Source organism: Paenibacillus sp. ALE3 (assembly GCF_054113405.1).
On the sequence record NZ_CM134214.1, the window covers coordinates 3,270,949 to 3,291,958 of the forward strand.

At 45.5% G+C, this 21,010-nt stretch carries 23 protein-coding genes; 3 read left to right on the forward strand and 20 right to left on the reverse strand.

Annotation, left to right across the window (positions count from 1 at the left end; genetic code table 11):
- Positions 1-20: 20 nt before the first annotated feature.
- From ACXHJ2_RS14255 to hemE, 5 genes are all read right to left on the reverse strand, one after another.
- Positions 21-791 (reverse strand): glycerophosphodiester phosphodiesterase, encoded by a 771-nt coding sequence (locus tag ACXHJ2_RS14255; protein ID WP_165084169.1) that lies wholly within the window; start codon positions 789-791, stop codon positions 21-23.
- Between the two features lie 81 nt (positions 792-872).
- Positions 873-2,294, reverse strand: coding sequence for a CapA family protein (locus ACXHJ2_RS14260; RefSeq protein WP_165084171.1), 1,422 nt, complete (start codon positions 2,292-2,294; stop codon positions 873-875).
- A gap of 137 nt (positions 2,295-2,431) precedes the next feature.
- A complete protein-coding gene (gene hemY / locus ACXHJ2_RS14265; protein ID WP_165084173.1) occupies positions 2,432-3,877 on the reverse strand; it encodes a protoporphyrinogen oxidase in 1,446 nt (481 codons plus the stop codon).
- 7 nt (positions 3,878-3,884) lie between these two features.
- Positions 3,885-4,826: a ferrochelatase gene (gene hemH / locus ACXHJ2_RS14270; protein WP_165084175.1), complete on the reverse strand. Its 942-nt coding sequence runs from the start codon at positions 4,824-4,826 to the stop codon at positions 3,885-3,887.
- A gap of 22 nt (positions 4,827-4,848) precedes the next feature.
- Positions 4,849-5,904: a uroporphyrinogen decarboxylase gene (gene hemE / locus ACXHJ2_RS14275; protein WP_165084177.1), complete on the reverse strand. Its 1,056-nt coding sequence runs from the start codon at positions 5,902-5,904 to the stop codon at positions 4,849-4,851.
- 231 nt (positions 5,905-6,135) lie between these two features.
- Between hemE and ACXHJ2_RS14280 the strand changes: the two genes are divergently transcribed.
- Complete coding sequence (locus ACXHJ2_RS14280; RefSeq protein ID WP_165084179.1) at positions 6,136-7,356, forward strand: MFS transporter; 1,221 nt, start codon at positions 6,136-6,138, stop codon at positions 7,354-7,356.
- A gap of 104 nt (positions 7,357-7,460) precedes the next feature.
- On the opposite strand, the gene ACXHJ2_RS14285 is transcribed toward ACXHJ2_RS14280, so the two are convergent.
- Positions 7,461-8,105: an O-methyltransferase gene (locus tag ACXHJ2_RS14285; RefSeq protein WP_013370467.1), complete on the reverse strand. Its 645-nt coding sequence runs from the start codon at positions 8,103-8,105 to the stop codon at positions 7,461-7,463.
- A gap of 156 nt (positions 8,106-8,261) precedes the next feature.
- Here ACXHJ2_RS14285 and ACXHJ2_RS14290 point away from each other — a divergent pair, with 156 nt between their 5' ends.
- Together ACXHJ2_RS14290 and ACXHJ2_RS14295 are read left to right on the forward strand one after the other, a co-directional pair.
- Positions 8,262-9,422, forward strand: coding sequence for a THUMP domain-containing class I SAM-dependent RNA methyltransferase (locus tag ACXHJ2_RS14290; RefSeq protein WP_013370466.1), 1,161 nt, complete (start codon positions 8,262-8,264; stop codon positions 9,420-9,422).
- A 187-nt stretch (positions 9,423-9,609) separates the two neighbouring features.
- Complete coding sequence (locus ACXHJ2_RS14295) at positions 9,610-11,592, forward strand: LTA synthase family protein (protein ID WP_165084181.1); 1,983 nt, start codon at positions 9,610-9,612, stop codon at positions 11,590-11,592.
- A 126-nt stretch (positions 11,593-11,718) separates the two neighbouring features.
- Here ACXHJ2_RS14295 and ACXHJ2_RS14300 read toward each other — a convergent pair whose 3' ends face one another.
- The 14 genes from ACXHJ2_RS14300 to ACXHJ2_RS14365 all read right to left on the reverse strand — a co-directional run bounded on the left by ACXHJ2_RS14300 (position 11,719) and on the right by ACXHJ2_RS14365 (position 20,858).
- A complete protein-coding gene (locus ACXHJ2_RS14300) occupies positions 11,719-11,988 on the reverse strand; it encodes a hypothetical protein (RefSeq protein WP_013370464.1) in 270 nt (89 codons plus the stop codon).
- Between the two features lie 93 nt (positions 11,989-12,081).
- A complete protein-coding gene (locus ACXHJ2_RS14305) occupies positions 12,082-12,303 on the reverse strand; it encodes a YuzB family protein (RefSeq protein WP_013370463.1) in 222 nt (73 codons plus the stop codon).
- Positions 12,304-12,326: 23 nt separating this feature from the next.
- A complete protein-coding gene (locus tag ACXHJ2_RS14310) occupies positions 12,327-12,629 on the reverse strand; it encodes an iron-sulfur cluster assembly accessory protein (protein ID WP_013370462.1) in 303 nt (100 codons plus the stop codon).
- A gap of 206 nt (positions 12,630-12,835) precedes the next feature.
- Entirely contained in the window at positions 12,836-13,102 is a 267-nt protein-coding gene (locus tag ACXHJ2_RS14315) for a hypothetical protein (RefSeq protein ID WP_058711182.1), read from the reverse strand.
- Between the two features lie 136 nt (positions 13,103-13,238).
- Positions 13,239-14,459: a M14 family metallopeptidase gene (locus ACXHJ2_RS14320; RefSeq protein ID WP_165084183.1), complete on the reverse strand. Its 1,221-nt coding sequence runs from the start codon at positions 14,457-14,459 to the stop codon at positions 13,239-13,241.
- Between the two features lie 120 nt (positions 14,460-14,579).
- Positions 14,580-15,389 (reverse strand): glutamate racemase, encoded by an 810-nt coding sequence (gene racE / locus ACXHJ2_RS14325; RefSeq protein ID WP_013370458.1) that lies wholly within the window; start codon positions 15,387-15,389, stop codon positions 14,580-14,582.
- A 209-nt stretch (positions 15,390-15,598) separates the two neighbouring features.
- Positions 15,599-15,922, reverse strand: a complete 324-nt coding sequence (locus ACXHJ2_RS14330) for a YtxH domain-containing protein (protein ID WP_058829383.1) — start codon at positions 15,920-15,922, stop codon at positions 15,599-15,601.
- A gap of 96 nt (positions 15,923-16,018) precedes the next feature.
- Complete coding sequence (locus ACXHJ2_RS14335) at positions 16,019-16,666, reverse strand: helix-turn-helix transcriptional regulator (protein WP_016819697.1); 648 nt, start codon at positions 16,664-16,666, stop codon at positions 16,019-16,021.
- Positions 16,667-16,674: 8 nt separating this feature from the next.
- Positions 16,675-17,115, reverse strand: coding sequence for a DUF86 domain-containing protein (locus ACXHJ2_RS14340; protein WP_165084185.1), 441 nt, complete (start codon positions 17,113-17,115; stop codon positions 16,675-16,677).
- 24 nt (positions 17,116-17,139) lie between these two features.
- A complete protein-coding gene (locus tag ACXHJ2_RS14345; RefSeq protein ID WP_013309679.1) occupies positions 17,140-17,427 on the reverse strand; it encodes a Dabb family protein in 288 nt (95 codons plus the stop codon).
- An 81-nt stretch (positions 17,428-17,508) separates the two neighbouring features.
- A complete protein-coding gene (locus tag ACXHJ2_RS14350) occupies positions 17,509-17,934 on the reverse strand; it encodes a phage holin family protein (protein ID WP_013370454.1) in 426 nt (141 codons plus the stop codon).
- Positions 17,935-18,122: 188 nt separating this feature from the next.
- On the reverse strand, positions 18,123-19,259 hold the full coding sequence (locus ACXHJ2_RS14355) for a polysaccharide deacetylase (RefSeq protein WP_165084187.1): 1,137 nt from the start codon (positions 19,257-19,259) through the stop codon (positions 18,123-18,125).
- Positions 19,260-19,722: 463 nt separating this feature from the next.
- Positions 19,723-20,052 carry a hypothetical protein gene (locus ACXHJ2_RS14360; protein WP_238791147.1) on the reverse strand — a complete coding sequence of 110 codons (330 nt, stop codon included), beginning with the start codon at positions 20,050-20,052 and terminating at the stop codon, positions 19,723-19,725.
- 494 nt (positions 20,053-20,546) lie between these two features.
- Complete coding sequence (locus ACXHJ2_RS14365) at positions 20,547-20,858, reverse strand: hypothetical protein (protein ID WP_165084189.1); 312 nt, start codon at positions 20,856-20,858, stop codon at positions 20,547-20,549.
- Positions 20,859-21,010: the final 152 nt, after the last annotated feature.

The following is a 21,010-nucleotide window of genomic DNA, read 5'->3' on the forward strand; positions in this document are numbered from 1 at the left end:
CGCGTATGTAGTCCAATTGATTAACGAATAAGTTTACGTATATAGTGCCACATCCGGGACTTAGAAAGCAAAAAAACCTGCTCCCAGCGATCCGGCCAATTAGTGCAAATCATCAATTCAGGATGTAATGAGGACAATCTCCGCATGATACGCCGGTCATCCACCGTCCACGCCATGACCGTAATACCCCGTCCAATCAGATCTTTCAAGAGCTTTCGGTCTATCCGTGGATAGCCAATAGATAAAAAAGAACATTGAAGATTTTCTAATTGCTTTGCCAAATCGTCTGGACGGGCATCGATAATCAGTCCAGTACGGATTTCGGGTGCCAGTTCTTTTGCTCGGCGCAATGCCGCACGCTCAAAAGAGGTCAAGACTACCTCAGCCTCCATCCCCCTCATTATAATTTCACGTAGGACGGCTTTCTCTAGTCCGGGATACATATCACCAGCAGTTTTGAGCTCAATATTGAGCGATACACGCCCCTGGCACAAATCAAGCACTTGGGCGAGGGAAGGAATAGGTTCCCCGTGATATTGTGCATTTTTCCAGCTACCTGCATCAAGTCGTTGCAATTGTTTCCAGTCTGCATCCTTTACTCGTCCCGTACCGTTCGTCGTCCGCTCCAGCGTAAAATCATGAAAGACCACCGGAACACCGTCCTTTGACAGCTGTACATCCAGTTCAATCCAGTGCACAAAAGGCTGTTCCAGCGCAAGCCTAAAAGCTGCCATCGTGTTCTCAGGAGCAATTCCCGAGAAACCGCGGTGAGCCACGCACAAATGATCCATCTCGTTATGACCTCCATTCACAAAGGAGTCGTTCATACAATCGTTCCGTCCATGTCTATATTGACAATTTCTTTCTTACTGCTACTGAGCGCTTACCGTACCATCTACACCTATCGAGACATTACTTGGTGACAGTGCCGCTACTTTCTGCAAAATTTTGCTGGCCTCCACATCTTTCAATGGGATCGGTTGACCCAGCTCCGCCCGGTAAGGGGTCAGCTTCATCTTACAGTCCCCGTTTCGGGTACAGGTGGCCTGAAATATCGCTGTATCCCAAGTGGCTGGCACCGTTGATTTAGAAAAAATAAAATTGCCTGTGCTGTATGCAATCCATTTGCCTTTATATTGCTCCATCCCTTGCAGCACATGAGGATGCCCGCCAATGACCAGATCGGCCCCAGCATCAATAAAAGCGTGAGATAACTCCGTTTGATGGGGTTCAAGTGCAGTAGCCCGCTCCTTGCCCCAATGGGCAACTACAATCACCAAATCAGCCTGATTTCGTGCCTCACGAATGGACTTTACGATAGCGGTCGAATCATAAGCCCCTGCTACACCGGGCTGTTTGGCACTCGCATTCCAGTTGGCTTCAGGCATGACACGTGTAGCCCCCAACAACGCAATTTTAATCCCGTTACGCTCAAAATAATGCGGCGCATACGCTTCTTTAGCATTGCGCCCAGCTCCAGCATGGGCTATACCCTTTTCATCCAAATATTTCAGGGTATCCAGTAATCCGCTTGTCCCCTGATCCAAAATATGATTGTTGGCCAAATTTACAGCATCGACCCCTGCCGCTGCCATTGCAGTTAGCGCCTTAGGCGAAGATTTATACACATACGTTTTATTTAACGCACCGACGCCATTAGTGGTCACCGGTGTTTCCAGATTGGCAATCGTCAGATCGTCTTTATGAAACAAACTTCCGAGATATTGGTATGGAAAATCAAATCCGTTCTGCTCCAACCGCTGCTCAACTTTACCAGAGAACTGCACATCCCCTATGAAGTGAAGGGTAACTGCTGAAGAATTCGCATCGACCGTGGTTGATTTTCTGACATCCTCCGTTCCACTCATCTCGGTGGGTGCATCATCGTTGTTTACATCCTTATTTGGCGAATCCTCCTGTGCTTGCCCGTCTTTCTCCGAAGATGATTTTGCTCCTGAAGAGCTGCCTTCGGAGGCATTGGTGTCGGGCGTTGTTACGGGACGACTGCTTGTGTCTGGAACAGTAGCGTCCTTCGTTTCATTAACATCTTCACTTCCTGAGGGAGTAGAATTCTCATCATTAGCAGACCCCGTTTGGATGTTCTTTTCAGTTTGCGAATACTTGGCGTTTTCCGCAAGAGAACCACTACTATCGTGTTCAAATATGTAATAATAACCGAAAAGTCCTACAATCATGAACAGCAAGACCAGATTCGTAATGATCCATGCCTTGCCTATTTTTGGTTTTCTTGCTCTCTTTCGACCTTCATTTCTCTGTGACCTGGGAGGGTACATTCTTCACTCCTTCTATGCTATTCCATATACATGCATTCCTTATTAGCTGGCGACTTTTACACCTTCTCCATTATATATCAAATTTCTATATAAATAGAACCCCTCGCCTGGATCGCGAAGGGTTCATTATCGAACATTTATACTTGGACCTTAATGGCTTCCTGTTGTGCTGTTTGGACAGCATTGGAGGCCCATTCCTTGGCCTGACGGATGCAGTCCGGCAAACCGATCGCATCATAGCCAGCGCCTAAAACGTACACCCCTGGCATCGCACTGCGTAGCTCTTCCCGCAGATTAGCTATAGCTTGTGGGTGCCCTACCGGATATTGCGGCATGGAATTACGAAGACGTGTAATTTCCGTGAACAGCGGAGTTGCTGTAACTCCCATCATCTCTTTCAAATCCTTACGTACCACCGCAATCAGCTCATTATCTGGTAAGTCTACTGTTTCTTCAGCTCCTGCTCGCCCTACATAACAACGCAACAGCACCTTATCATCCGGGCTGGTATGTAGCCACTTGGCGGACGTCCAAGTACAAGCTGTGACACTACGTCCTTCTTTGCGAGGAACCAGAAAACCGGAGCCGTCAAAGACGTTCTCAATATCTGTTTTATCAAAGGCCATGACCACGTTCGCTACGGAGACGTAATTAACAGCTTCCAGTGCAGACACATTTACATGATCTCGCAATAGCGGCGCAGCAGCAAAATTGGGAGTCGTTACAAAAATATCATCTGCCTCCAGTGTCTCTCCATTGTCCAACATAACGCGATAAGGACTTCCTTCAGTTTCCGTCGTCTTTGTGAATTCGGTAACAGCAATTCCGGTGCGTAAATCACAGTCATACAAATCATTCAGCAATGCATGCACCAAACTTTGCAAGCCTTGGCGGAAGGTCAAAAAGGCGCTTTTCTTCGTACCTGTGTGCGTTTCAGCAGGTTTTCGACCTGTCCTCATCCCGTGAATAAGGCTTCCGTATTGCTGCTCCACCTCTGCAAACTGTGGAAAAGTTGCCTGCAAACTTAGCGTCTTCATGTTGGCAGCATAGATTCCCGCCAGCAGTGGCTCGGTTACATTCTCCAGCACTTCTTTGCCCAGTCGGCGTTCAATAAAATCACCCAGCGCCTCATCTCCCGGTTCACGTCGAGGCGGAATGACAAAATCCATCATAGCCCGCATTTTTCCACCTAAAGAGATCAGGCCACTGCGTAAAAATGGTTTTAGCTCTGTTGGAATGCCCAGCACCAGTCCAGGAGGCATCGGATGAAGCTGACCTTCATGCAAAATATATGTCTTTTTAGCTTCAGGGTTCGTGCTTACCAGCTCATGATCCAGCTCCAACTCTTTTGCCAGATCTATCATGGCCGTTTTACGGGCCAGAAAGGAATCTGGCCCCTTTTCTATGACAAAACCATCTTTATGCAATGTTTCAATTTTTCCGCCTAGCGCGGAAGCTTTCTCCACCAGCGTAATTCGAGGTGTGTAGCCAGCTTCTTTGTACATTTTTCGTGTATAAAAAGCAGTGCTAAGCCCGGTCAAGCCTCCACCTACAATTACAATATTACGTAACTTTTGCTCCATTATGTCCTCATCCCTTTTTCCATTGGTCTATGATGACATCACTAAGCGTCTCCATATACAGTGGGTCACTGTTGAGTGAATCAATACGCTGAAAACGCATATCCAATTCTTTCGCCAAAGCCTGTGCTTCAATATCCAGGTCGTATAACACCTCTAAGTGATCAGAAACAAAGCCAACTGGCGCAGCCAGCACATACTCCACTTGCGCTTCCTTAAGACTGTGCATGGTATCCAAAATATCTGGTCCCAGCCACGGTTCAGCTGTACGGCCGGCACTTTGCCACGTAAACTGCCAGTTGGTAATTCCCGCCTTATCCGCAACAGCCTGCGAAGTAGCCATTAACTGCTCCACATATGGATCACCCATAGCCAAAATCCGCTCAGGCAAGCTATGCGCACTGAACAGAACACGAACCTCGTCCCGCTTGGCTCCCGCTTCTTCAAAAAGCGCCAGTTTTGCGTTCACACGCTCAGTCAGCGTCTTAATCAGCTTGGGATGAAGATAATAGCTCTCCACAAACGATATGGCCAGATCCAGTTCCTGTGCCTTAGCCTGTGCACGCTTGATATAAGAGCCTACACTCATAACGGAATAATGCGGAGCCAGCACGACACCCACCGCCGTACGAATGCCATTTTGCACCATCGCTTCGATACCGTCCTCAATAAACGGCTTGGCGTGTTTGAGCCCCTGATAACAGACAAATTCTATGTCCGGGTTGCGATTTTCCTGATTTAAGGTTTCCTGCAAGTTGTGGACCTGTCGATCTGTATTCTGACGCAACGGAAACACGCCACCCACAATGGCTTCGTAGCGATCTTTTAATTCTTTTAACTGCTCCGGCGAGGGAGCATGACCACGGCGAATATGTGTATAATACGCTTCAACCTGGTCCAGACTCTCCGGCGTCCCGTAGGACATGACCAGTACACCCACTTTGGTTTTCATTAGCAGATCCCTCTTATCTTTTCTAGTTGTGTTCACTTTTTGACAAAACAGAGCGAGAATACTCATGTACATAATCGGTAAGCTCTCTTAGCTTATCTAGCGAGGCTTCAGGAAATAAGCCGTGACCGAGATTGAAAATATAGCCCGGCTCCAGAATGCCTTCATCTACAATTTTTTTTGCATACTGCTTAATCACATTCATCGGCGCAGTAAGCACATAAGGGTCCAAATTGCCCTGCACTCCAAAACTGTTACCCAAGCGACGACGGCCTTCAGGTATACTTACCCGCCAGTCCAGTCCAATCACATCGGCTTTTACCCCGCTCAAATGCAGAAGCAATTCACCAGAGCTTACGCCCGGAAAATAAATTTTAGGCACATTCAGATCAGATAACTCATGGAAAATACGTACAATGGTCGGCAACACAAAAGTTTGAAAATCATAAGGCGAGAGTGCACCTACCCAGCTATCAAACAATTGAAAAGCCTTACCACCGTTAGCGATATGGGCCCGCACGTATGTAATAACCATATCCCCTAGCTTATCCATCAAACGATGCCATAGTTCAGGCTCTCCATACATCATCGCTTTGGTGCGAATATATCCCTTGGAGGGTCTTCCTTCTATTAAATAGCTGGCAATAGTAAAAGGCGCCCCAGCAAACGTGATCAATGGCACGTTCAACTCACGGTCTAAAATACGGATAGTTTCCAAAATATGTCCCAAATCGCGTTCTACATCAATCGGACGCAAGTTGTCTACGTCTGCAGCTGTACGGATCGGATTATCAATAACCGGGCCAATATTTTTAACAATATCAAAATCAACCCCTAGCGAGGCTACCGGATTCATAATATCAGAATATAAAATTGCAGCGTCCACCCCAAGCTTGCGCACGGGCATCAACGTTACTTCTGCGGCCAACTCGGGCTGGCGGCAAATTTCAAGCAGCGTGTATTTTTCCTTAATTTTGCGATACTCAGGGTCATACCTTCCGGCCTGCCGCATGTACCATACGGGAATATGATCCACAGCTTGCTTGCGGCAAGCGCGGATAAAAGTATCATTGTAGGTCATGACTTCAGCCTCCAGTTCGAATCATAAATACTATATTTTATTATGCCCTTTTTCAAGAGTCGTAACAACCGCCGCTCTCAAACAAACCATGACAAACCCATGACATTTGGATAAAGTTTCAATGAAGTGTGCTATACTAGAGAAATGGCTTTTTTAAAGCTCCGGGAAAGTTATACATGAATAAGTACCTTTACAACAGGATGAGAATGGCAGAAAGGAAGTGAAAGCACATTGAAAACGTGGGAGACGTGGAAAATCAATCTCATTGTGCTTTGGTTCGGTCAGTTTCTGGTCAATGCGGGAATTACAATGATTACTCCGTTCCTTGCCCTATATTTGGCTCAAGACCTCCATGTGAAGGGCGAGCACGATATAGGACTGTGGGCAGGAGTTATTTTTGCAGCTAACTTTTTGACCTCGTTTATATTTCAGCCATTATGGGGCAAGCTGGCCGACCGATATGGACGTAAAGTCATGCTGCTTCGCTCAGGCTTTGGCATGGCCCTGGTCATCGGATGTATGGGTTTGGTCACCCACCCATGGCAGCTGCTAGCGCTTCGCCTGCTAAACGGTACAATTTCGGGTTTCAACCCGGCTTCTATTTCCCTAGTGTCGGGTACCACTCCCAAAGAGCGAACCGGCTTTGCTATGGGAATTATGCAGTCCGGTCAAATGGCTGGCACAATTCTCGGCCCTTTGCTAGGCGGATTTTTGGCTGACTGGGTCGGATTCAGACCGATCTTTTACATTACAGGAGCTCTTATTTTCCTAGCCTCTCTAATGGCAATGTTTTTGGTTAAAGAAAATTTCAGCAAAGCGGAGGCCGCGCGAATTCCACAAATTTCGGTTCTTGCCGGATTAAAGGAGCTAAGCCATACGCCCCAGCTTCCGGCTTTGTTCACCGTGACGTTCTTACTCCAATTTGCCATGATCAGTACAGTTTCTCTGCTACCTTTGTATGTGCAAAAGCTATATGGCTCGGCAGAAGGAATTGCACTGGTTGCCGGGTTCGTTACCGCTATTACAGGCGTATCCAATATGGTAGCCGCACCGCTCCTTGGACGATTAAGTGACAAAATAGGAGCACACAAGATCTTGACCATTGCACTACTTGGAACGGCGATTATGCTCATTCCGCAAGCTTTTGTCAATGAAGTATGGCAGCTTGTCATTATCCGTTTTTTCATGGGTGTGTTTATGGGCGGTCTGCTACCAAGCGTAAATGCGCTGATTCGCACCTATACACCGGAAGGAATGGAAAGCCGCTCTTTCGGATTCAATACCAGTTCGCTGGCGCTCGGGAATATGCTGGGTGCGGTCATTGGCGGAGTGCTTTCCGGATTTATCGGCATCGAAGGACTGTTCATCATGTCTGGTGCGCTGCTGATTGTCAATATAATCTGGGTACGTATGAAGCTTTTTGATCGTAAGGCTACGCCTCATTTCAGGTAAGACAACCTTCGGGTAGGACAGCCTGCCTTAACAGACAAGAACCTCCGCTCCACGCTGTGGATAAGGAGGTTCTTTTTGGTATAGCTACATTCAAGGGACACCCGTTACTTCACTCGTGCCAACGCCAAACCATCATAAGCCGGCAAAAGCGTACTGACTAGCCGTGGATCCGTTGCTATCGTTTCGTTAAAACGTCTCACGGCCTGTACGGCAGGTCCGTTCTTGTCGGTGTTCAGTGTGCGTCCCCGAAGAAAACAGTTATCTCCGGCAATTATAGCGCCTGGATTGGCCAGTGCAATCGCATACTCCAGATACACTGGGTAATTTTCCTTATCCGCATCAATGAAAAAAAAGTCAAAAGTCTTTCCTTCTTCCTGAAGCTTCTTCAGGCTGTCCGCTGCGGGTCCAATACGATACTCGACACGATCACCGTAGCCATTGTTTTTCATATGTTGATGAGCCAACGCAGCGTACGCTTCTTTCAGCTCCAGGGACACGATGCGACCTTTTTCTCCCAGCCCACGGGCCAGGCATAATCCACTGTATCCTCCTAATGCTCCGATCTCCAGTACCTGCTGTGCACCAGAGACTTCAACGAGAAAGGTCAACAGCTTTCCATAGGGATGAGCAACCGATACCTCCGGCATCCCTTCTTTAACAATAGCCTCCCTAATGCTGCGCAGCGCTTCATCCTCCTGTACCAGCTGGTCTACATATTGTTCAGGTGTCATATTGGGTGTGATTTCCACGTTTCATCTCTCCTTCTTGCTTTATCATAACGCAGGTTGGACGCGGTGTCCTTCGTAAATTATTTGCCTTAACGATTTGTCTCTTCGAGTACAATGACCTATACTATAGGGATTGAACCAAGCTTACATGATTATGAGACGGAGTGAATACGTTTAATGACTCAACTGCAACTAATTGCAACTGCGCCGATGGGACTGGAAGCCGTTGTGGCCCGAGAACTCAGAGAACTGGGGTACACGGATCTGACCGTCGAGAATGGCCGCGTCGTTTTTTCCGGAGATTATAAGGATATATGCCGATGCAACCTGTGGCTTCGCACATCTGACCGCGTTCTTATTAAAATGGGCGAATTTGCTGCAACTACCTTCGACGAGCTGTTTGAGGGTACCAAAGCATTGCCTTGGCAGGATTGGATTCCTGTAGATGGTGAATTTCCCGTAGAGGGACGTTCACACAAATCACAGCTTAGTAGCGTACCAGCCAGTCAAGGAATCGTCAAGAAGGCGATTGTAGAAAAGCTCAAGGAAACCTACCATACAGACTGGTTTGCTGAAGATGGTCCTCGTTACGTCATTGAGGTCATCCTATTGAATGACCGTGCGCTGATAACGCTGGACACAACTGGTCCAGGACTGCACAAACGAGGCTACCGCAAGCTTGTTACAGAGGCGCCTCTCAAAGAAACAATGGCTTCCGCTCTTATTCAGCTTAGTCGGTGGAGCCCGGATCGACCATTCTATGACCCATGTTGCGGTTCCGGTACTTTATTGGTCGAAGCTGCTATGCAAGCCTGGAACATTGCTCCAGGCCTGAGACGTACCTTTAACTCGGAAGACTGGCCTGTCATTGGCAGAGAATTATGGAATCAGGCTCGCGACGAGGCGATGGATCTGACTCGTGATGACATTCCTTTTGAGATTGCAGGTAGCGATATCGACCCTAGCGCTATACAAGTTGCTGAAGCAGCTGTAAAGGCAGCAGGCTTTGCTAAAGACATCTCACTAAAGGTGCTGCCTGCCAGCAAGGTTAGACTTGAGGGCCAGTATGGTGTGATGATTACAAATCCACCTTACGGCGAAAGACTGAGCGAGCAAGCCGAGGTGGAAAAGCTGATCCGTACACTTGCACGCACGGCAGCCGAAATGAAGACTTGGTCCTTCTTTGCCATCAGCTCCACCAAGCAATTTGAGCATTATTGGGGCCGCAAAGCCGACAAGCGCCGTAAACTGTTTAACGGCCGAATTGAATGCCAATACTATCAGTATCTGGGTCCTCTGCCTCCGCGCCGCAAGGATACTTCACCGTTGCAGTCCTAAATGTTCGAGCTATAGGCCAGGAAACGAACCCTTTGTTCGTTGTCCTGGCCTCATTTGTGCTGTATTTTCTTTACTTAATCATTGAAATGCGCAGGATGAGCGCTATAATAATTAAAGGCATTTCGGTTTTAACATTACGTTAATGTGTAGTTTATACTAGCCGAACATTTCTGCCGGAGGGGGTAAAGTGTTGGTTATTCGCACGACCAGTGCAAGACGCACTGGTAACATGTTCAGCAGACTGCTGCTGTCTCAATATTTCGGTTTAGTTCTGTTTTTTTTACTTATGATTGGCAAGCTTGTTCTGATTCACTATAACCTGCATGCCCAAAATATTGACATGAATCCGCTGGATTATGTCATTGCTATTGGTTCCCTGTTGCTTGTAAGCTTTTGGACCTTGTGGCTGCCACGTCGCGGACGTTTGATTGCTCTTGTGGTGCTCGATATATTGCTCACCGCGCTCATTTATTCCGACATGGTTTATTATCGGTATTTCCAGGATTTCATTACGATTCCCGTTTTGCTTCAAGCTGGACAAGTTGATTCTCTGGGTGGAAGTATCGCATCTCTTATGTACTGGTGGGATATTTTCTTTTTTGCAGACTGGATTTTATTCATTCCGTATGTCATATTCGTAGCTTCCTTACGGCGTCGGTTTACAACGAATGATCATTACTTAGAAGCATCACGAAGCTCTTTCACTAAAAGATTTCTGCTTCGCTTCTTCAGGGGGGCATTGGCTTTCCTGATTGGCTATGTTTTGACATTTGGACCGATCAAAATATATACCTCCACTTGGGCAACCGGCATATTTGTCGGCAACTGGTGGTCAATGGCCTTGTACAACGTAACCGGATTGATCGGATTTCATGGATATGATATCTACCGCTATGGTCAGGATCATCTTGGGCCCCAGCCTACATTGGCTCAGGTGGAATCTGATAAGGATAAGGAATGGTTCAATCAACACCAGAAGTTACTTCAGGTAAAAAATGACCTATACGGCAAGTATAAGGGCAAAAATGTGATGGTCATCCAAGCTGAAGCGTTCATGAACTTTTTTATCGGCAAACAGATCAACGGTCAAGCAATTACGCCTAACTTTGACAAACTGACGAAGGAAAGCATGTATTTTAATAATTATTTCCATCAAACTGCGCAGGGTCGTACTTCGGACGCGGACTTCTCTACCCACGCTTCGCTGCATCCGCTCCCTACGGGTTCTGTATTTATCCGTTATGCGGACCATAAATTCGATACGTTGCCTTCCATCTTGAAGGATACAGGTTATAGTCCTAATGCGTTTCATGTGTACGACAGCAGCTTCTGGAACCGTTACACGATGTATAAGGCGATGAACTACGACAAGTTCTACAGTAAAAAGGATTTTAAAATAGATGAGCCTCTGGGCTGGTCCCTGGGAGACAAATCCTTTTTTAGACAAACGCTCAACGATCTCACAACCGAAGTTAAGCAACCGTTCTACGCCTATATGGTCGGTATTTCGAGTCATCATCCGTACAACCTGTCACCTGACGCTGTAGATTTGGATGTTGGCGAGTTTGAAGGTACGATGTTCGGAGACTACCTAAAATCCGTCCATTATGTGGATAAGGCTTTGGGTGAATTGGTAGATCAGATGAAGAAAGACGGATTGTGGGATAATACGATCCTGATGTTCTACGGGGATCACGACAATTCCATTAAAGACAAAGCACTGTATGAAAAGTTTTTAGGCAAGCCTCTTACAGATCTGGACATGCAGAAAATCATGAATCAAGTGCCATTACTTGTGCATCTTCCTGACGGAAGCCAGGCAGGCACGTATACAGAACCGGCAGGACAGCTGGATCTAACGCCTTCCGTAATGCATCTACTTGGGATTTCTACAAAACCATATCATTTTATGGGTAACGATCTGTTTAGTGGAAAACCTCGTATGGTTGTGCTGCGTACTGGCGCTTTCACGGATGGACGAGTGTACTACATTCCATCTGAGGACGGTACATTCTCCAAGGGAACCTGTTACAATCTGAGTACAGGTCAACCTACAGATGTGAATGGCTGCGGACCAAGCTATACTGAGGCTCTCAATCGATTAAAGATATCCGATCAGGTCATCACATACGATCTTATTCGCGAATGGGAGACTGAAGCAAAGAAGTAACAAGGATATCGATTGCATAACTACCTGATATATAACAAAAATCCCGATCCATCGCTTGTTAGGGCTGTGGATCGGGATTTTTGTGTTGACAGTCATTTGACTGCGCTTGTTACCATTAACAAATACTCAGGAACGCAACGTTTTTTTAGCCTGATCAAGACGTTGTACCTCTTCACCAAGCATTTCCTCAGCAACTTCTACTGCATCGTCACCAAGGCTATCCTTTGCCTGCTGTATAGCATGCTCCGCATGAGTGCGAGATTGCTCCGCTTGCTCAATCAGCTGTTCAGCCGGATGTGACAATGCCTGAGACACGGCATTGTGGAGCTTGTCCACCGAGTTTTGTGTTTGAGCTTCGACACTGTGATTGTCGAGATTGGAATCATATTGGGCCATGAGTCACTCCTCCTTCTGGGCATGGTCTACATTCACTAGCATGGATCAGAAGGAGGGGAACTATTCAAAAGGTGCCAACAATGCGCACTCGAACTATTTTATAAAGCGTGCAGCCTTCTCTAATACTTCATCCTCTGTGGCCGCACTCACATAACGTCCGTTCACATACACAAACGCCCGTTTTCCACAAGGACCGCAATACGATTTGCAACCGATTTTGATCTCCGCATCGGGTGCCATCTTTTTCAACTTAGGCAAGATCGTTTTTAAGCGGATATGATTGCACTCATCACATACGCGAATATCATTAGCCATCTGTCATCCCTCCGAGCTCCGGCTTAGTGGTCGCCGTGATTACCTTGGGAAGGGTTAGTAATAACAAATCCTTCTTCGGGGAAGTACAAGTAATCAATTTTTACACCATCCAGCAACGGCTGACCGCTTTCCAAAATTACATCGATGCCTTTATCTGTAGATACAACAGTATCTGTTTCCTTAGGCGTGTCCAAATCTAGCCCGTAATGAGCATGATCTCCATGAGCATGAGTAATAACAACACGCAGGCTCTTCCCTTGGTTCTCTTCCTTATCCAGTTCAAGCTTCAATACTTTAGCTGCATTACGAGTAATTTTGCAGTTCATTAAACTTCATCTCCTTCATATTCATTAAATGAAATGTGGTTCAATGGATACATATCCACACCACACAACCTAGCGGATAAAATCAACAATTCCAATAATTAGCCCTCTCCTTGATGAAAAGAAGTTGTGCAGCATAGCACAAGGCAATATTCCTATTGTAAAGAAAATCGTAAAAAATCGCAATCACGAAAATCATAAGCTTACATCTAACGGACACGTACGTGCTGTTTTTCAAGCATATCGGGATATTTTCGTTCAGCACGGGTGACGAACCAATTCATAAGCAATAACGTCACACCAATATCGTCGATGGGCATAAATGGCATGACATCAGGTAGTATCCAGTAGAGCAATACAGGCACCGCAAAAAGTAATTTTTCACCCAATGGAATCCTCGAAGAGGTAATCAATCGGGGGATACGACGAAATACATGTGACCACTGACGGAGAGATAGTAGTCTTTTCCACTTCATAGGTTGTTCACTCCATTTCCAATGCTCCTAAGTATATATACCCTATTGAAGGGACATGTAAAGAGGAACACTTGTAAAAAACGTGCTCCTCCTAATACGCGCAAATGAATCAATACGTTTCAGCAGCTCCGATCTGTTACCATGACAGCACCGTCGCCATTAACATGCCTACTTCTGCTGCAATATCATCATAATCCCGCATAGGCAGCGGATTTACGCCTAGACCGACTTCAACGGTAAATCCCGGTTTACCAAACCGTTGTATAAACCAATCCTTATACCCTGCATCGCTTCCCCCCAGCTTTACCGCCCGATACCCTGTTGCAGCAGCCAGCTGTAATGCCCAATCTCGGCTCTCCTTAGGCTCCAGATCCCGATAATTCCAATAGATTTCCTGTCCTTGGCTGTGTATGGATAATACCATGTCGAACTGTTCGCGCTCCGTTAAATCCGCAAGGGCCTTGGACTCTGGCTCAGACAAAGGTGCAGGTCCTGCGTAGTCTCGTCGAGATGGACCTGTTTTACCGCGTCTACGCACCTCCTCCTCCCAATACGCCGGAAACTGATCGTTGAGGTCGACACCGCGAATATTGGCCTTCCAGCCGCGGTAATCAGCACGTCCTTCATTCCACTTTCTGAGTTCATGATACAGCGGATGAGTGGGGAGTATACCCTGTTGCACCAGTTCTACTCCATCCGGATTGACCATCGGTACCACCCATAAGGATGTATGTTCCATTAATTTCATCGGAGAGCCCGCATACACCCATTGAGAATTCCCAGCAAGTTCTCCAGACCCATTAATCCCTTGTGCATATTGTTCTATAAAACGCAGCAAACAAGGCGTCGTCAGCCATTCGTTAGCATGTACAGAAGCGTTGGCATGAATTTTCCTCGTTCCCTGCCCAATCCGTATATAAGGGATATCCTTCCCCATGACACTGGTGCCAATGCTGCCAACTTCAATAAACGGATATTTGTGGGCCAATGCCTCCAGGTCTTCCTTTAAATCTTCATAACTGTACTCTCCACGTAACCGTACAATCTGATCCTGATGGTCATCAGGAATAATAATTATCTTTCCTTCCACAAAATCATACTCCGCAAGCCTCGAATTAGCGAGCCGCAGCTCATCAAGCTCTACACCGAACTGTTTGGCAATCTGTCTTGCATTCTCCCCAGGCTGAATAACGTATTTACGATCCGTAGACGGACGAATATATAGCAATTGACCACAAATCAGATAGGGTTGCGTGGCGGCCCACGGATTATCTGCGATCAAAGTATCCGCGGATAGTTTAAAAGCCGAGGCGACCCGGTGCAATGTATCTCCTTTTTGAACGATATATTCCCTCATCTTACTACGCCCCTTCCATCTGCCCTTACTGCATGTTATGCAGACGCTGCGTGTCTTGATGTAGCGAAAAGCAAAACAACCAACTTCTTTTGTCCAATGACAAAAAAGTTGGTTGTCTCGTTAATCCAGATGGGTGACTTGCCAGACAACAGGCGTTTGCCGAATCTGCTCCCCAAGCCACTGTGCGGCAATGCGCTGGAACAACTCTGGATCGCCGGAACAAAAAAGCTGATGCACCGGCGTTTCGTCCCCGGCCTCTAACTTGCCCTTGTTATACAAAATGGTACTCGTCTCTCGTGCAGTTTCATCTGCCGAGCTAATAAGCTTCACCGCAGGACCCATGACTTCCTGAATCGTTTCCCTCAAAAAAGGATAATGCGTACAACCAAGAATCAGACAATCAATCGGATACGTTTGAATAGGTCTCAATGATTCCTCCACAACCTGCGATGTTGTCTTGGAGCGGAACAACCCTTGTTCCACCAAAGGCACAAGTGCAGGGCAAGCGTGGCTCACCACGTCTACATAGGGAGACAACTGCTTGAGCGCAGTTGTATATGCTCCGCTTCGAATCGTACCGACAGTTCCGATTACCCCGACATACCCGGTAGCGGTCGCACTGATCGCAGCACGAGCCCCAGGATGGATAACTCCGATCACCGGAATGGATACCTTTTGGCTTATATACTCCAATGCCGCAGCCGTTGCTGTGTTACAAGCAATAATAATGACTTTCGGATTAAATTGAATCAGAAAATCAACCATCTGCTCTGTAAATTTTTTAACCTCTTCCGATGGTCGGGGACCATACGGGGTGCGCGCAGTGTCTCCAAAATAAATGATTTTTTCCCGCGGAAGCTGACGCATGACTTCTTTAACAACCGTCAAACCTCCTACACCGGAATCCAATATTGCAATCGCTTGCTGCACGTACACACCGCTTCCTTTTTTGTTTAAATATGAGTTGTTTCATCTCGGAAATCTTTCTGCTGCTACATAACTTATGTCGTATTAGCGTAAAAGGTACCCCAAAAGATTACCCTAAAACGAGGAAGCGATCAACAAAAAGGCTTCACCCCAACGGGAGAAGCCACAAACTCAAGCTATAGCCAGTTGTTTCACCTACGATATACAGACAGTTACAGAGCATCTTCTTCCGTATTCTCTTGAACAGGCACGGATGAAATGCCAACCTTTGAAGCAATATCACTCTTTTTACGCCATTGACCTAATTCATGAATGACGGCTGAAGCTGTCTCCTTAATTTTGTCAGTATACTCGATGGAAGTATCTGAAATTTTCCCCGCAAGCTCCTGTCCCTTATCACTCACGTGACGTGCCTGGTCTGTAATATCCTGACGCAGCTCGCGACCTGACTTAGGAGCAAATAACAACGCAGCAACCGAACCAGCAATGCTGCCTACCAACGCGCCACGGATAAAGCTTTTGCAGTTCTCTTTCATATTCATCTCTCCCTTATGCCCGGGCGAATGCCCATCTGTTAATGCATTATAAGCATGGAGAGCCTGTCATGATACAGAGAACAAGCCAGAAAATTTCTACTTATTTTTGGACCGGATACGATACAAGCAGCAACGACCTCCATCCGCCAAACAATCCTCACGGACAACCTCGGCATCAAGCAGCTCCTCAAACATTTGCTGTTCGCATTCACAAGCCTTGCGGTAACGATTGGCGATCTGAGAGATCGGACAATTGTATTCCATAATAGAGTAACTGCCATCCTCTTCCTCACGCCACTCTGCCATATAGCCTGAAGCGTTCTGGATGCCCGAAAGCTTTTCCACACGTGAAGCTAGTGTAGACTCACTCTCTATGTGAGGGGCGTAGCGCTTCATCATTTTACGTTTTCTACCATCAAATAACGAGTGAACAGCTTCCATTCCCTGCTCTTCATCCAGCTCCTCTAACAGTTCCAGTAATAGGTGATCATAATTACGAGGAAATTGCTCGCTTCCCTGATCGCTCAGGCTGTACAAAAACGTTGGGCGTCCCATCGCCTGTCTCAGGATCGTAGCCACAATCAGGCCATCCTGCTCCATTAATTTGAGATGCCTGCGCACCCCCATTTCGGTAATGCCCAATTGAGCTGCCAAGCTTCCGACGCCCACAGGTCCCTGGGTTTTCAACAGTGTCAAGATCATGCGCCTAGTGGGCATTTCGGGTACGATATACTTATCCGTCACTTTTGCCTTTACACTCCCTCGGGCTGAGGACCCAATTCCTTATTTAAATAATCGTGCACGTTAGATACAAAAAGCTCCAGCAACCCAGGCAGCTTAGGTGTAAGTGGGTGAAGGCTTGTCCTGTCCCATTGGAAATACTCCTGTACTAAGGGTTTACGTAAGGCTACCAGCTCTAATAGTGAATGAAATACGGTATCATCCAATACACCTTCCTCATGAATGATACCGATAATGTCCTCATAGCTACTGGCGTCACGCATAATAAAACCGTCGATGATATAGCTTCCTACGTCCGTTACCGTCTCAATGGCCAGATGAAGGCAGCGCTCCTGCACTAGCCCCTGCAACAGATCGCCGTTCCAGGCGGCGGATGTCTGGCGAAGTCCGGCGACAATGTCGGGAACAGCCCCTAGCCGAAGCTCAATTTGTTCCCGGTTGACATAATACAAAGTTCTGCACCTCCAGTAACCGCTTTAGATTTCATAATCAACTGCGATAGATACATCCTTCACTTCATTCATGTGTACAATAATTTCCTGATGCACAGGGTGTACCTGATACGTTTGCAAGTCTTCCAATGTTTCAACCACAGCGGTAAGAGAAATATCATAAGAACGTTCCGAACGAATCACATCCGTACCTACTTCGAGTGACAGCAGCTCTTTGATCTTGCCATTCATGCTGCGCAAAATAGATGCCGTATGTTCAATGCTTTCAGGGGAGCGATCTTTCAATTTGAACAAAACAATATGTTTAATCATGCGTATAGGCTCCTTATCTTAAAAATGTTCTCTTGAAAATTTTATCATAACGCCCCACATACGGAAAGAAACTTTGTGATCTTAGCGATCTTTTCCACCATTTTTACCATCAGACTCCTTGTCCTTTAATAGGGCAAAAAAATTCTTAAGCTTCGGTGGAAGCGGCAGACCCATTCGTGAACAGTTTTCCGTAATTGAGATCAATTCGTTGGATAAATAGAAATACGTTGCCGCCCCTTTCATGATTTCCGTACCCATCAGGAGATCCACATGATGCGCCAAAGAAATCACCATGAGCATTAAAGCCTTTCTCGCCAACCCCCAAAAGCCGGCTTTACTGCTTAAACCTTGCCCAGTCTTCACGGCGGCGGCGACTCCAGTTACATAATCAACAGCCATGGCAACCGTGAATAGCACCATAAGCTGATTCCAGCCGCCAAAGGCAAACGTAATAATCGCTCCTGCGGTGGCACAAATCATACTAAACATACTTGGATTAATATTCATACCTGCTCCTCCTCTCGGGGCGGTTATTGTAATATATGCAGCGACGTGGTTACCCGTAAAGTCATATGACCTGTGCATAGATATCAATTCATAGATTCATATAAAACGAGCTGCAAAATAAAAAACAGGCCACCCTCTCTCAAAAAAATTGAAGTAGGGTAGCCTGCTTTTCTTTTAGGTTTATTCTATTAACGGTGATCATTCCAAAAATTAAGCGGAGTCAGGTTATCATTCAACGGCTCGAACGAATATCCTTCTTTCTGCAAGGCCGCCATGATTTGTGGAAGCACCTTGATCGTAGAAGGCTTATCATGCATAAGAACGACTGGTGTTCTGCCTTGCTTTTTCAGTCTCTTAATATCACTGAGGACCGTCTGTACAAAATGCTGCGGATTTTTAGTATAACGCCAATCATTGGAATCTATATTCCAGTCCCAAATATGATAACCTGCACCCGTCAGTTGATCACGGTATGCTTTCTTCAAATACGGTTTGCTGCCATAAGGTGTACGAATCAAAGAAGTGCGTTTTCCTGTGGCCTTAAATAAAATCTCATTATCCTGATTCATCTCTGCCAGTGCTGCTGCCGGGGATGCATAGATCTTTTTCACCTGATGCGTCATCCCATGTAGGCCCAAACCATGCCCTGCGTCTACCATTCTCTTCATCACTGCGCTATGTTGGCGAATTTCAGGTCCCAGCATGAAAAACGTAGCCTTGGCATTATATTTGTCCAGAATATCCAGCAGCTGCGACGTATGCGCTGTAGGACCATCATCGAAGCTCAAATAAATGGTGCGGCTGGAAGGCTTGGCATTTCCCGTATTGCCTGTATTGCTGGCTTTGTCTGGCTTGACAGCTGCGTACTGTTTAATTTCTGCCGCGAATGTATTCAAGAACTGAGCATCAGACAAACTAGCGTTTGCATTCTGAATTCGATACAAATTACTCGTAGGAATCGTAATAGTGAAGCCGAACGCATCGGTCAAAGTACGAATTGGCACCATCGTACGTCCTCCCCGCTCAAACACATCCCCTTTGTTCAAATCCAGCGTAAAGCTGCGATTATGTCCAGTCAGCACCAATGTATTTCCATTGGCAGAAGTAGAAATGCCCATCTTTTGCCCCAATGTCACGATAGGGACATACAACTTATCATTTTCCATTACAGGCTTAATCGTATTCGAATCTAGCAAAACATCATTGACCCCAAGTAAAGGAGCCTGCGCTTGTGCACTCGCTGTATTCGTATGTATACCTAGCAAACCCAAACAACAGATTGCCATCAAGCATACAGCCATCCATTTTACTTTTAAAAGCTTCATTCATTACACCATCCTGTGCTGTATTTTATAATGTGCGGGAGCTATCTCTAGCTTGTCTATGAAGTTATACAGACATGACGATATAGACATGGCAATATAGACATTCACTCAACATAAAGAACATAAACGCATCTCAACCGACTGAACCGGACGTCTTTTGGCCCCCTATACATATTAATAGATTACCAGACTACAGTAGGTAAATATAGTAAAACAATTTGAAAACAATCTCGCAACCCCCCTGCCAGAGAAAGTTACAAAGTTGTGAATAAATCGACTGTGTTTAGAAGAATTCAAGGGGTAGTAGATTCTTTTGATGGAGCCTAGAGCCTACTGGAAGGAAATGAAGGTAAGGTGCTTGGAGATAGATACAGTGATATCTGTATTTACTTGGTTTGGTATTAGGGGGTGATATAAAAGAAAGCTTAGTGGATTGCCGCTTCCCAAGGTCTTTCCATATTGTCTATTCTATTAATGATACCTCAAACCTCTTTTTAACTTTATCCAGATAATTAGCAAGAAACAAATTCTTATTTGTAAATCCTAAAAAATATTCATAGTCATCCTCATCACTAGACGGATAATATTCCTGATGGAATAAAACATTGAAATGTTGTTTAAGATCTGAATCCTTTTTTAAGACAATACATCTAAATAAATGATCAATTTCAATTGCTTTAATAATATCTTTTTTTTGAATCACTGAAAACCACATTATTTTCGGCGGTGTCTGGTTCGGTTCATTCCAATGAGGTATATATTCCTTCCATGGCAACACCCACTCGGAATTCACAAAAACACACCTCTCTGAGATAAAATTCTGTGTATTCACATCAAATAAATTCATGTTCCTTTCGTAAAAGGAAAATAATATAATTGATTCCTTTTCAATGAATAAGCTTATCAAGTCAGCAATATTCTCCGTTGACATATTATGCTTAATCACACACCATAAGGCCGTTTAAGATTTATTTCCAAATTCATCATCCTATTCATTTGAATTAATAGTGAACCGGTGTAGTTTTACCTGTCCTAGGGTCAATATATTGAAATTGCATTGGAATATTTGGTCAGGATCATAGATTTATTATCAGTCAAGAAGTAATAATAAAAAAGACCATAACACGAAACTATCTGGTATAGTGTACAGGCTACGGGAGTCATGAGAGTTAAATTCGTTTGGACTTAGCCGCCCAATTCATTCGACACTGGGTGGGGGTAAAAGTAAAGACCTTGAAATGGTATACTCTCGGTCTTTCTCTTATCCAAACTTTTTATTGAATCCCATTACTTACCATCCATATTCATTAGCCTTCTCTTCTCATCTAGCCATTCTTCTTCTATTCTCACCCATTCTTCAGGACTTAATTTTTCGTCCGTCCAAAACGTAGAAGAATCCACAGCATTACCATCTTTATCGGTTGCAATAACCGATGTCCTACTTTTACCGAAAACCAAATTGGGACAAATTTGATGACCATCTTGGTTGTAAGTTAAACAGTGAACACCTATATTTCCCTTACAGCATTTTGAACCATGATTCTCTTCATTGTCTTCATAGAAACAACTTGCCTCTAGAACAATATGTTTCCATCCCATAAGACTCCTCCTTACACTCAAAAAGCAGCCTTTAATTCCCTAATGACGGCCTTGTAGTCGTGGTTGTTTATTCCAAGCCACTCACACCGTTTTCTCGAATTATTCCATAAGCCCGATAAGAACCATCAACTCGGGCAGACACATACTTTCTA